Source organism: Candidatus Nitrotoga sp. M5, from assembly GCF_927904885.1.
Classification (GTDB): Bacteria; Pseudomonadota; Gammaproteobacteria; order Burkholderiales; family Gallionellaceae; genus Nitrotoga.
This window is the reverse complement of record NZ_CAKMNW010000067.1, coordinates 68,632-81,287: the sequence shown is the minus strand read 5'-3', so window position 1 is coordinate 81,287 and position 12,656 is coordinate 68,632. Positions and strand designations below refer to the sequence as shown.

The following is a 12,656-nucleotide window of genomic DNA, read 5'->3' as shown; positions in this document are numbered from 1 at the left end:
GAATATTGTGCTAACAGCATTTCACCGTAAAGTGAAAGCTTGAAAAAGCACCCCTTGCTCAGCACAGTTTTCGCTACGGTTATTGAATATTCGGCAGACTGCTGGCTCAAGTTGATAGCAAACCTGAACTTAGTAATTCGGCGCATACTGAGAGCGGGTAAGTATGAAATCTCAAACATCAGTAAGGCTCATAAGCGATATGGGCAAGACCTCACTTAACTATTGCATTCAGCTCTACGGCGTATCTTTAATTACCGAATGAACCAAAATTTCGATATCAAGCTCAACTTTGCGGGTAAATTTTTTACCTTTTAAACCGATACTATCAACCAAACAAGCTAAAATACTCGTTTGTAGAATTACATCATGTGATCGACTTTAGTCTATTCACACTTTAAGTAATTAAATTTATAGATATTCTGACATTAGGCAAGAGCTCTTGAACATAATTAAATGCTAAGAAACAAGATGAAAAAATTTTTCACAAAGTCTCAACCGTGCGAAAAAAATGAAACTAAAATAAAATATGAGCTAATAAGCAAACATCTGTCAAATATGATTCCTGGGTGTAAAGTCAAGCACAAGTACGATTTTAAGACTAACTCAGTGCTCTTTTGTTTGGAGATTTCCGGCGTTACCAAAGAATTTAAAATAAGCAATCAGTATTTACAGGACGCCACACCCATTGAAATATTTGGCTTTATTAGACAAAAAGATATTATAAAAATTATTTCTACTCATGAAAAAGTTTTTATAATGATAAGAGAAGGATATCCTGCAATTAGCTATAGATAATCTTGAAATTCACAAAATAAAGATACATACGATTCTGTTTTACTTAAAGCTGAAAATTAACCGCGAAAAGTAGACAATACCACTTCGAATCCAGAAAGCCGTTCAGTTCAGCTATACCATCCAGCTCGATGTACGAATTTTGCTGAGTTAATAAAAACCTCGTTATACATAAAATATCGAACACCTTCCGCCACAAATATCATTCCAGCTCAGTCGCGGATACATTTCGCATTGAGATCCGCACGCCAAACAACCCTTACTCCAACTTCATCCGGCTGAGCTCGATATGAGCTGGCTATTGCTATGCCTGGGACACATACTAAGTCAGCATCACAAAAAAGTAAGGGCAATAAGTCGCGTTGCCACGGCAGAACCTCATTTTCCTGCAATAGATTTTTCAAGTTTCGTAGCGGGCGAGCGTTATCCACCCGAATGTTTTCACCGCCGTGACGTGAACGAATCTTAGTAATACCGAGTTGCAGCTTTGCCAAACTGATACCCTGCCCGGTGGCATGTTCAAAATGAAGCACACCGTGTGGCTGGGGCAACAATGCTTCTGCTTCGCCATGCCATATAACAGTAAAATCAACCGGCAGTGGTACCGCAGGCATGGTGTAAGCATGGTCGTGATATCGACGCATTTGCCAACCCCTCCAATCAATGCACAACTGCGCGTCTTGGCGAGCATTGCACAGTTGGCGCAGCATTTCTTGTAACCGAGAACTGTCTGGAATGGGTGCCCCTTGAGCCGCCAGGAAGTAACGCAATAGATTTTTTCCACGTACGACACCCAACACACGTAATTTCATAATATCCACACGGTTATTCACTATTGCTCCCACCGCATCCTGCTGCGCCAACTCGTCCAGCAGTTCAGTTGCCTCGGCAAAATGTTGTGCGCTGCGAAACAAAGTATTTCGGTAGGCTGGAAAGCGTTGTTCCAACAGGGGCAGTATCCGGTGACGTAAAAAATTGCGTGGGTAAGAGTCATCGGCGTTACTATCATCTTCCACCCATTTGAGGGCATGCTGTTGAGCGTATTTCATCAATATGGAACGAGGAACATTTAGCAAAGGACGTAATAGTGTTGGGACATTGGCACGGTGCTTAATGGCTGGCATGGCGCTTGCGCCGCGCACGCCAGCCCCGCGCAGCAGTTGCAGCAGTAAAGTTTCTGACTGATCATCAAGGTGATGCGCCAGCGCCACAAAATCTACCTGCTGCTGTGTTAACGCGTCGTGACGAAGTTTACGCGCCGCCGCCTCAATGCCTAGCGAGCGTAAAGGGTCGATATTTACATGCTCAACTTGCAGAGTGACACCATGGAGCACGCACAACTCAGCACAGAATACCGCCCAAGTGTCTGCTTGTGGGTTGATACCATGATGTACATGTAATGCGCTTAAACGCCATGAATAACGAAGGGAAAGAGATTTTAGCAGGTGCAACAGGACAACCGAATCAACACCTCCGCTCAGACCAAGCAAAATGGAGCTGCCCACAGGAAGTATGGGTACGAGCGTGTCAGCGACACGCTCTGTTAAATCAGTGCTCGACTTCCCTGAACTTGCCATAACCCATTAAACGATTGAAGCGGATCTGCAATAGCTTGTCTATAGAGTGAGATTGCACCTGTTTAAGCGTGTCCTGCAAACTGTTTTTCAGGGTTAACATCATTGTCTGATAATCACGGTGAGCTCCGCCCAGCGGTTCATTAACGATCTCGTCGATCAATCCTAATGCCTTCAATCTGGTAGCGGTGATACCCAGTGTTTCCGCTGCATCAGACGACTTAGCCGCATTTTTCCAAAGAATAGCAGCACAGCCTTCTGGCGAGATGACCGAGTATGTAGCGTATTGCAGCATCAATAACGCGTCACCTACCGCAATAGCTAACGCGCCACCAGAACCGCCCTCTCCAATTACCGTACAAATCAATGGCACGCGCAACTCTGCCATCACATACAAGCTTTTGCCGATAGCTTCGGACTGGCCACGTTCTTCAGCACCGATGCCGGGGTAAGCGCCCGGGGTATCGATAAAAGTCATAATAGGAATGTCGAATTTCTCCGCCAGCCGCATCAAGCGCATTGCTTTGCGATAGCCCTCAGGACGAGGCATGCCAAAGTTGCGCATTTGTCGCTCCTTGGTGTCACGGCCTTTTTGATGTCCAATCACCATTACACTTTGGCCATTAAAACGTGCTAATCCTCCTACGATAGCGGGATCATCGGCATAGCAGCGATCTCCATGCAACTCTACAAAATCCGTAAACAAATTCTCAATATAATCAAGCGTATATGGACGCTGCGGATGGCGAGATACTTGTGAAATTTGCCACGGCGTGAGCTTCGCGTAAATATCTTTAGCTAACGTTTTGCTTTTTGTTTGCAGACGGTTAATCTCATTGGAAAGATCTAGTGCAGAATCATTCTGCACAAAGCGAAGTTGTTCAATTTTGCCTGCCAATTCGGCAATTGGCTGCTCAAAATCCAAAAAGACAGCTTTCATAAATTTCGTAATTATTTCGATATTCAAATGATACAGTATCTGCCTGGCTAGGCCAAAGAAGCGCGGATAAAATTTGCTGCACTACTGAAAATTTCAGTCAAATAACTAATGCTACGTCAAAGCATATCGTACCAAAGATTTTGCCAAGCGCCACGGCTTCCACACCGCACTACGTGTTAATATAAATCGATGTGAAACGCCTGCATTAAGTACAATTAAACTAAGCTGCTTAATGTGCCCGTTTCGCAAAGCTTGCCATATTGGTGCTATGTAACTTTTCTCCAGACAGTGCACTGAATCGCGCCAGCCTTGAAGGTCGCCTTGCTGAAAAGGACGACGTAATCCTTCCCAGACGATGAGTACGTCATCTTCATTGTCATCAGCACACTGGATTAAATCATCCGGCAGTATTTTATAGGAAATGCCTGCTGCCTGCGCGAACGCCGAGGTCAGAAAGCTGTCACCACCAATTTTAGTATAGGGCTGCGCTAAATTTTCGACTGCATGCCCTCCTCCCCACAGCCATACACTGTTTATGGGAAATTCACCACGCGCTTCGCGCGCTTGATTAACAGCGTGCTCGAAAAATAACATTTGAATTTCGTTGTTAACCTTATGCCAGTGCAAGGCATTTGCTCCTTTCGGCAAATACGTTTGTACATTTCTGCCTGCCACCTGCGACAAAGGGCGAGTCACGATGTCTGATATATTCTCCATCCGGAGATACCAGCGCTGAGGATGGGGCGAATAAAAACGTAAGCCTTCATCAGCAAAATGCGTATTCAAACTGTTACACAACTGAGTCGCTTCATCAACATTCAATGGCACATCCGGATGTAACAACAATTGCGTGCGCTGCATCTGCAGATACACTGGGTCAGCACGTAACCAATAGCCCGATCCCGGCTCCATCCCGTCCGTTATCAAGGTAATCGGTGCAATGGGATCGTCCAATTGTCGTGCTATACCAAACGTCCGGCATAGCCACTCTTCCAGCGTACCTATTGAACCAACATCTTGCGCTAATAACGCAGACTCGCCACGCGCCAGCATTTTCTCAAGGACAGGCACGGACAGACCGGCGCAAGCATCGACAGAAATCTCCTGCGGTAAAAATAAATCAAGGATAACGATGTCTACATTTCTCATGTTAAATTTGTCCAAAAGTACTTAAGGTTACGCTGAGCAAACTTCAAAATTCCAATTACGAAATAAGCGTGATTGTGCAAAAAAAGTTAGTTCAACTCATTTTGCCCTATTCTTTCAAGCTGCTCACTAGACTTTTCACCCACCATCCCCTGCTAGGCACACCTGTGCTATTAATCGATTTCGAGAGAAATTGTATGTGCGACCGGTATTCTTGGCTAAACCAAGACAGCACTCATTTATAAAACCCATTTTAGACACATCTATAGCTCAAGAAAAGTTTGCTACACTATATGCCTCATGCATAAGTATGGAGACCCACGATGTTCAATGCAAAATTCTTCGATGAAATTTCCGCCAAGGTAAGTAAAGCGGTGGCTAACAGTCCGGCAAAAGATGTTGAAAAAAATGCCCGCGCCTTGCTTACGCAAGGTTTTACAAAGCTGGATCTGGTGACGCGCGAAGAATTCGATGTGCAAACCCAACTTTTATCACTCACAATTGAAAAATTGACGGCACTGGAAGCACGGGTTGCCGTCCTTGAAGCACAAGCAAGCCCTGAAGCACAAGCAAGCCCTGAAGCACAAACAAAACCTGAATAAATGAGCCTCGCGGTTTTATATAGCCGCGCCCTCTCCGGCATGGATGCTTCGCTGGTAACCGTCGAGGTGCATCTCGCCAATGGCCTGCCCAGCTTTACTATTGTCGGTCTGCCGGAAACCGAAGTTAAAGAGAGCAAGGACCGCGTCCGTGCGGCTTTGCTGACTTGCCAGTTTGAATTTCCTAGCCGCCGCATCACAGTTAATCTCGCCCCTGCCGACCTACCCAAGGAAAGTGGACGTTTTGATTTACCCATTGCGCTTGGCATTCTCGCCGCATCTGGACAAATACCCACAAACCACCTTGCCGAATATGAATTTGCCGGTGAGCTGGCGCTTACTGGGGAGCTACGTCCAATTCGAGGTGCGCTGGCAATGACCTATCACGCAGCATCCAACGGACGAGCATTTATTCTTCCTGAAATAAATGCCGTTGAAGCGGCGCTGGTAGAAGATGCAGCAGTGTATCCTGCAAAATCATTGTTGCAGGTGGCGGCTCATTTGTCTGATAGAACTGCACTTACCCGTCAAGCCCCCAGTGCACAACCTGTTATGCCGGACTATCCGGACATGCGCGAAGTAAAGGGACAAGGGCAAGTCAAGCGCGCGCTGGAAATTGCCGCCGCTGGAGGCCATAGCGTGTTAATGAGCGGCCCGCCAGGTACCGGCAAATCGATGCTGGCGGCGCGTTTCCCGGGCATTCTGCCGCAAATGTCTGAAGCAGAAGCATTGGAAAGCGCAGCCATGCAATCATTAGGTGGCATGTTTGATGTAAGCCGCTGGAAAACGAGGCCGTATCGATCACCACATCACACAGCATCAGCTGTCGCTATGGTCGGAGGCGGCAGCAATCCACGTCCCGGTGAAATATCCATCGCAATGCATGGCGTTCTGTTCCTTGATGAGTTGCCGGAATTTGAGCGCCATGTTCTAGAAGTGCTGCGCGAGCCACTGGAGAGTGGACGTATTACCATCTCGCGCGCTGCGCGCCGCGCTGAATTTCGCGCACAATTTCAATTGCTTGCTGCAATGAACCCTTGCCCGTGCGGCTATCTTGGCCATTTCAATGGTAAATGCCGATGCACCCCCGATCAAATTGCACGCTATCGCGGCAAAATTTCTGGCCCGTTGTTAGATCGTATTGACATTCAAATCGAAGTTCCCGCAGTGCCACAGGAAACCTTGCTCAAACAGGCTGATGGAGAAACAAATAGCGTTATTCAAGCACGTGTGGACATTGCGCGACAACGGGCACTAATCCGCCAGAGCAAACCGAATGCACAACTTACCGTAAGCGAGATTGACCTTCTCTGTGCACCCGATTCGCAGGGTGCCGCACTGTTACAACAAACTATTAACCACCTTAACTTATCTGCACGCGCTTATCATCGTATACTCAAAGTGGCGCGCACTATTGCTGATTTGGCAGGTAACGAGAACATCCTTTCGTCTCACATCGCCGAGGCTGTGCAGTACCGCAGAATGGACAGACAGAGATAATCGAAAATAGCAGATCTATCCCAAAAGCTTATTTACAGCCGATATCAAATATCCTCAATATGACGTTCACAATGAATTTTCCATAATGCTAGTCTGGCACATAATTCCATGCAAAAATGCTACCGAAATTCATATTTGCTTGACACGGCTTCTATACAATCCATACCATCGCAGCCTTTTGTTAATTACCATCTTTTTTTGATTGCCATAATCGGGAGTTTGTTGTGCCGTTCGAAACTATAAAACAATCTCTTGCCCCAGATATGTCCATTGTGGACAGGATCATACGTACCCGTTTACATTCTGATGTGGCACTGGTCAATCAGATGAGTGAATACATCATCAACAATGGTGGCAAACGTCTACGCCCAGCATTGGTGGTGTTATCCGCCAATGCATTAGGTTACAGCGGCAAATATCATCACGACCTGGCGGCAGTAGTGGAGTTCATTCATACCGCCACGTTATTGCACGACGACGTGGTGGATGAATCAGATCTGCGCCGTGGGCAAGCAACTGCCAGTGCCTTATTTGGTAATGCAGCGAGTGTACTGGTTGGTGATTTTTTATATTCACGCGCTTTTCAAATGATGGTGGAAGTAAATGACATGCGGGTAATGCAAACATTAGCAGACGCTACCAACACTATTGCAGAAGGTGAGGTATTGCAATTACTGAGTTGTCATGATGCAAATGTAGATGCAGCCAGTTATTTGCGCGTAATCTATTGTAAAACTGCCAAACTGTTCGAAGCAGCAATGCGTCTGGGCGCTATCCTGTCACAAGTTGATAATGCTACCGAAGAAGCTGTGGCCAAATATGGCGTGCACTTAGGCACAGCATTCCAATTAGTGGACGATATTCTGGATTATTCTGGTGACGAACACGAAACCGGCAAAAATTTAGGCGACGACCTATCTGAAGGCAAGCCCACATTACCGCTTATTTATGCCATGCAGCATGGAGACATCGAGCAGGCTGCTGTGGTAAAGCAAGCCATTGAGAAAGGCAACATCGAAGGCTTTGCCGAAGTATTACAAGTAATCAAAGAAACCGGTGCCCTGGAATTTACCCGGCGACAAGCACAAAAAGAATCAGATGCAGCATGCGCTGCATTGTCTATGCTGCCCGATACAAATTACAAACACTCACTATTACAATTAGCAGATTTTGCCGCCACACGACAATTTTGACTAGCACAATTTTGGGTAAGCTGTCCTTTGGCACCCTCTATCTCAAATCCGAATCTCGCCACTGGCAACAAAGGCCCGACAATAAGTTAAGCGTAACTCTGAAAAACGCAATTTTTCGAGCAGCCGTTTTGCGGTTTATCTACACACTGTTTTGTCAAAATATAGCGATCTCATAAAAAGTGATCACATATATATTAATGTTTGCCTCGCTCAAATTTTTTACTCGTACCCTGCCTGGTCCTGCCTGATAGCCCAACAGACTTAAAAGAGGTCGGCTGCGAATTGATCTGAGCGATTAATATTCCCCCCCTTTTTGGCAAAAGAAAAACTATTACCCTTCAAAATCGTCATGTGAGGTAAGCAGGCACTTATCAGCAAGGCAAACCTCGCCCCCCCCTCCAGCTCAATTTTCGCTACGACTCAATAAGTTCGACAGGATCCTAGAAACTATAATTTTTAAAGGCGTTCTTAACAAAACATCAAGAATCCCTCGTCAGCTGCAAGATCGATACATTGAATATTCCTTAAATTAAGGTTGTTAAACGATCAACACGCGAGCTTATAAAACAATCAGGATGAATTACAACGGAATACGGCTTTTAATCATAGTTTAAAGCACTCATTGCATAACCTACAATGCGCTCCATTCAATGAAAACCTGCAATGAATTATGACACTTTTTGATTTATCTTTGTTCTCGCACGCTAATACAAACATTCTCCCGATTTCTAAAAAGAGAATCGTCAGAAGGCAAATTTTCGTTTGTTTAATTTTTAATTAAGATTATGAATAATGACACGTTACCATCCCAAATCGCGCGAAAAACCCTGAGCACTTTGGCCGAACGCAAGATAGCTCCTACGCCGGAAAACTATACGCTTCTGTATCATGAGCTTAGCGGAATATCAGTGGCTAAAAGCTCGGATAAAGCTTTGATATCCAAGGCGCAATCTCTTGAAGGGTCAACCGGCGACGAATTGGGGCTGGAGTGGCCGAAACTGATCAGTGACCTGCTCACGCAAATGGATGCTTCGCATAAGGGCGTCACTCTTACGCGCAAAAAACAAGGTGTGGGAGCTGTACTGAGCAAATTCAACAATGATTCTAATGCTCTATTCACAAAATTGCAGAAGGTAATAACTTCATGGGGAATATCTGCTATACCTAGTTCTGATGAGCTCATCCCGCCAATACTTGAATCAGAAGCAGCGAAAAATATCACATCCTCTAATCTGGCAAATCTTCCTGACGAATCTATTGATAACATATTAGATATTAAACTAGTAGAACAATTGCGCGAGTTGTTGGCGCAACATCTTGAATGTACACACTGCGCAGATCCTGATCTAAAGAGTGAAATCCAATTTTTGGCACAACAAACACGCACTATCAACGATTTTGATCAAGCCTCCAAACTGCATAAGCAACTACGCAAACTCTGGGTCAAACTCGAATCGCGCAGCAAAGACAATTACAACATTCAGGAAGGATTGTTGCGTCTGTTTCGCCTAATAGTGGAAAACGTCGGCGAACTAGTTACCGAAGATAAATGGCTACACGACCAAATTCATAACTTGCAGGAAATCATCGAGCACCCCATCAACAAACACACTATTTCCGTTGCAGAGCGCAATTTGCGCAGCACGATCATCAAACAAAGCTCGCTAAAACAGAACATGATCGATGCAAAGATCACGCTCAAAAGCCTGATGACTACCTTCATCGATCGCCTCAGTGAGATAGCCGACAAAACTGGGGAATATCACACAAAAATGGAAGGTTACAGCCTGAAAGTCGGACAGGCAGATAACATCAGTGAGTTAAGCCGTATTCTGGATGAAATCATGCAAGACACCCGCAACATCCAAGCTAGCTCAATGCGCTCACATGAAGAGCTTATCAGTACACGACAACAAGCGAATATTGCCGAAGAGCGTGTCAAACGATTAGAACAAGAGCTGGAACATGTAAGCGAATTAGTACGCGAAGACCAACTTACCGGCGCACTCAATCGGCGTGGTCTCGATGATGTACTGGATCGCGAAATTAAACGCGCTGAGCGCCAGCAAACTCCCATTAGCATTGCATTGCTCGATATTGATAATTTCAAGCAACTTAACGACTCATTTGGTCATCAGGCTGGCGATAAGGCACTCATACATTTAACCCAAGTAGTTAAAAATGCCCTCCGCCCGACCGATGAAGTGGCACGTTATGGTGGAGAAGAATTTCTTATTATCCTGATAGATACCAGCCTGGAAAAGGCAATGGCAACCATAACCCGCTTGCAGCGTGAGCTTACAAAAAATTTCTTCCTGCATAACAATGAACGACAGCTGATTACCTTTAGTGCTGGGGTCGCATTACACGCTAGCGGCGATGACCCTGAGTCAACTATCGGACGAGCAGACGGAGCCATGTACAAAGCCAAGCGGGCTGGAAAAAATCGTGTATTTGTGGCCGATTAACAAAATGAAATTTGATTAAAATTGTCAAGCGCACGCAGTATAAAGAGCATTGTTAAAATCGTGCGTTAACCCAATAGTAGTAAAAACGATCTACGCCTAAGAAAAAAAATCAAGTGTTTCCTAAAGTTTTTTCCGCACTTTCCGTTAACTGGAGTAACCATGGTTGATTAGCCTGGAACAATGAGGCAAACCAAAGTGAATGGCAACCATGCCGAAAATCAACTAGTTAAAGGAGAATTATTATGGCTGCAGTAATTAACACCAACGTTGCATCACTAAATGCACAGCGAAACCTGAACTCTTCACAAAGCGCACTGGAAACCTCTTTACAACGTTTATCTTCTGGACTGCGCATCAACAGCGCAAAAGACGATGCGGCTGGTCTGGCAATTTCTGACCGGATGACATCTCAAATTCGGGGCCTAAATCAAGCTTCGCGTAATGCCAACGACGGCGTCTCTTTGGCACAAACTGCTGAAGGTGGATTATCAGAAGTAGGGAACAACCTGCAACGTATCCGCGAACTGGCCATTCAATCTGCTAACGCGACAAACTCTGCTTCTGACCGTACATCGCTCAACAATGAAGTTACCCAGTTACTCGCAGAAATACAGCGTGTATCGACCTCTTCCCAGTTTAACGGTCAAAACATACTTGATGGTACATTTACTGCAGCCCAATTTCAGGTTGGCGCAAACGCCAATCAAACTATTATTGCCAGCACGGGAAATTCCCAAACTTCGGCGCTGGGATCTTATCAGGTCGCTAGCAACAGTATTTCGGCTGTAAGCGGCACTGCACTCACAGCCGGCCAATTAACACTCAACAATATTGATGTAGGTAGCTCAACTTCCGGTTCAGCCGAAGCAATTTCTACCGCCATCAACGGTGTGTCTAATCGAACCGGTGTAACCTCCTCAGCCACCACTACAGTAACCAGCCCTACAACCAATCCTCTGCAACGTAATCAATCGCTTCAATCCGGCGACTTGGTTATCAATGGCGTAAGCATAGGTGCGGTTGCAGGTTCAAGCAACGTTGCTACTCAAGGCGGTAACGTTGCTGCAGCAATCAATGCTGTATCGAACCAAACCGGTGTGACGGCATTGGTCAATGGCGGTACTGGTGCATTGACACTAACATCCGCTACTGGAAAAAATATCGACATTACTACCAATGCGACCAACGCTGATGACGGTGCTACCCGAGTGGAAAATGCCACCGGCCTGGAATTGGCAGGAGCCACGAAATCTTTCGGCAACAGTGTCATCACCGTTGCCGCAGGCGCCCGCCAAGTAGTCACCAATACTTCAACTAACACGGCTAATACCTCCGATACATTGTCTGTAGCGGGTGTTACTTTCACCTATAGCGCAGATGCCAACAGTGCTACCAACATCCAGATAGACAACTCTAGCGCTGATAATCAAGCAGCCAATGTCAGAGCCGCACTCGCCTTGAACAGCACTGTAACAAACGCATTCACCATTACGGGCGCGACAACTGACGCGATTTTGACCGCAAAAACTAACGTGTTATCGACTGGTGCTGCAGACGGCCTAGCTTCCGCATCGGCGACTGCTAATGCTAGTTCATTTGCATCCACTACTGTAGGTGCAGGGGTTGCGATCGGTGACACCCTGAAAATCGGTGGCCTTACTTACGAATTCACACGACACGACGCAACCGCTGTGGCTACCGCAGGTAACGTCCAGGTTAAATTGGGTACCGGCGGTGCCACTGCAGCAGATGACGATATATTAACGGCCACTAATCTTGCGGCCGCCGTCTCCGCACAACAGGCTGCGGGTAATGGCACAGTAGGATTTACCTCCAGAACCGCTGGCGCGGTTACAGTGACCAATACCCTGTACGGATCCGATGGTGTCGTACCCCCACCGACGGAACCAGTAACCTTCGGTACCGCAGGTGCAATAAGCAGCGTTGATACGGCGGGCGTCAGTGGAGTTTATGCCGCTAGCAGCAACAAGGGAACATTAACTCTTAACTCCGCCAACGCATTCAGTATTGGTGGCTCATCCCCAGCTGCTGCAGGCTTGAGTACCGCCAATGTTGGTCTGACTGCTATTAACACAGTGGATATTTCAACGCTCGAAGGTGCAAATAATGCAATCTCGCTGATTGACGGTGCACTCAGTCAGGTCAACACTATTCGTGGCAGCATGGGTGCTTTGCAGAACCGCTTTACAAGCGTGGTGTCCAGTCTATCTGCATCGTCAGAAAATCTCTCAGCCGCGCGTAGCCGGATTTTAGATGCTGACTTTGCGGCAGAGACTGCACAACTGACTCGTAACCAGATCTTGCAACAAGCAGGTACAGCGATGTTGGCACAAGCAAATCAGTTACCAAACAACGTATTATCACTGTTGAGATAATCCATTAGGTGATTAATACCGGCCGAAGAAATTCGGCCGGACCTTTAA

The 12,656-nt window shown here is 46.2% G+C and carries 9 protein-coding genes; 6 read left to right on the top strand and 3 right to left on the bottom strand.

All coding sequences use genetic code 11. The features are described from left to right. Nucleotides 1–468: 468 nt before the first annotated feature. On the top strand, nt 469–795 hold the full coding sequence (locus MJ770_RS12655; protein ID WP_239254969.1) for a hypothetical protein: 327 nt from the start codon (nt 469–471) through the stop codon (nt 793–795). Nucleotides 796–1,004: 209 nt separating this feature from the next. Here MJ770_RS12655 and tilS read toward each other — a convergent pair whose 3' ends face one another. The 3 genes from tilS to MJ770_RS12640 form a co-directional block, all read right to left on the bottom strand. Then, complete coding sequence (gene tilS / locus MJ770_RS12650; RefSeq protein ID WP_239254968.1) at nt 1,005–2,369, bottom strand: tRNA lysidine(34) synthetase TilS; 1,365 nt, start codon at nt 2,367–2,369, stop codon at nt 1,005–1,007. Beyond that, the gene (locus tag MJ770_RS12645; protein WP_239254965.1) at nt 2,341–3,306 is read right to left on the bottom strand and encodes an acetyl-CoA carboxylase carboxyltransferase subunit alpha; all 966 of its coding nucleotides are present in this window, start codon (nt 3,304–3,306) and stop codon (nt 2,341–2,343) included. The genes tilS and MJ770_RS12645 overlap by 29 nt, the downstream gene beginning before the upstream one ends. 111 nt (nt 3,307–3,417) lie before the next feature. Then, nucleotides 3,418–4,455 carry a hypothetical protein gene (locus MJ770_RS12640; RefSeq protein ID WP_239254963.1) on the bottom strand — a complete coding sequence of 346 codons (1,038 nt, stop codon included), beginning with the start codon at nt 4,453–4,455 and terminating at the stop codon, nt 3,418–3,420. Between the two features lie 320 nt (nt 4,456–4,775). On the opposite strand from MJ770_RS12640, the gene MJ770_RS12635 reads away from it, so the two are divergent. The 5 genes from MJ770_RS12635 (at nt 4,776) to MJ770_RS15435 (ending at nt 12,608) form a co-directional block, all read left to right on the top strand. Next, entirely contained in the window at nt 4,776–5,054 is a 279-nt protein-coding gene (locus MJ770_RS12635) for an accessory factor UbiK family protein (protein WP_239254961.1), read from the top strand. Beyond that, complete coding sequence (locus MJ770_RS12630) at nt 5,055–6,551, top strand: YifB family Mg chelatase-like AAA ATPase (protein WP_239254959.1); 1,497 nt, start codon at nt 5,055–5,057, stop codon at nt 6,549–6,551. It abuts the gene before it with no gap. A 224-nt stretch (nt 6,552–6,775) separates the two neighbouring features. Continuing rightward, nucleotides 6,776–7,744 carry an octaprenyl diphosphate synthase gene (gene ispB, locus MJ770_RS12625; protein WP_239254957.1) on the top strand — a complete coding sequence of 323 codons (969 nt, stop codon included), beginning with the start codon at nt 6,776–6,778 and terminating at the stop codon, nt 7,742–7,744. Between the two features lie 785 nt (nt 7,745–8,529). Then, nucleotides 8,530–10,212: a GGDEF domain-containing protein gene (locus tag MJ770_RS12620; protein WP_239254955.1), complete on the top strand. Its 1,683-nt coding sequence runs from the start codon at nt 8,530–8,532 to the stop codon at nt 10,210–10,212. 242 nt (nt 10,213–10,454) lie between these two features. Continuing rightward, nucleotides 10,455–12,608 (top strand): flagellin N-terminal helical domain-containing protein, encoded by a 2,154-nt coding sequence (locus tag MJ770_RS15435; RefSeq protein ID WP_305855817.1) that lies wholly within the window; start codon nt 10,455–10,457, stop codon nt 12,606–12,608. Nucleotides 12,609–12,656: the final 48 nt, after the last annotated feature.

What these genes read in the sequence shown, in the direction of transcription:
- MJ770_RS12640 (WP_239254963.1), bottom strand. Translation starts at nt 4,455, where the DNA reads ATGAGAAATGTAGACATCGTTATCCTTGATTTATTTTTACCGCAGGAG.
- MJ770_RS12645 (WP_239254965.1), bottom strand. Translation starts at nt 3,306, where the DNA reads ATGAAAGCTGTCTTTTTGGATTTTGAGCAGCCAATTGCCGAATTGGCA.
- MJ770_RS12655 (WP_239254969.1), top strand. Translation starts at nt 469, where the DNA reads ATGAAAAAATTTTTCACAAAGTCTCAACCGTGCGAAAAAAATGAAACT.
- MJ770_RS12620 (WP_239254955.1), top strand. Translation starts at nt 8,530, where the DNA reads ATGAATAATGACACGTTACCATCCCAAATCGCGCGAAAAACCCTGAGC.
- MJ770_RS12630 (WP_239254959.1), top strand. Translation starts at nt 5,055, where the DNA reads ATGAGCCTCGCGGTTTTATATAGCCGCGCCCTCTCCGGCATGGATGCT.
- MJ770_RS12635 (WP_239254961.1), top strand. Translation starts at nt 4,776, where the DNA reads ATGTTCAATGCAAAATTCTTCGATGAAATTTCCGCCAAGGTAAGTAAA.
- tilS (WP_239254968.1), bottom strand. Translation starts at nt 2,369, where the DNA reads ATGGCAAGTTCAGGGAAGTCGAGCACTGATTTAACAGAGCGTGTCGCT.
- MJ770_RS15435 (WP_305855817.1), top strand. Translation starts at nt 10,455, where the DNA reads ATGGCTGCAGTAATTAACACCAACGTTGCATCACTAAATGCACAGCGA.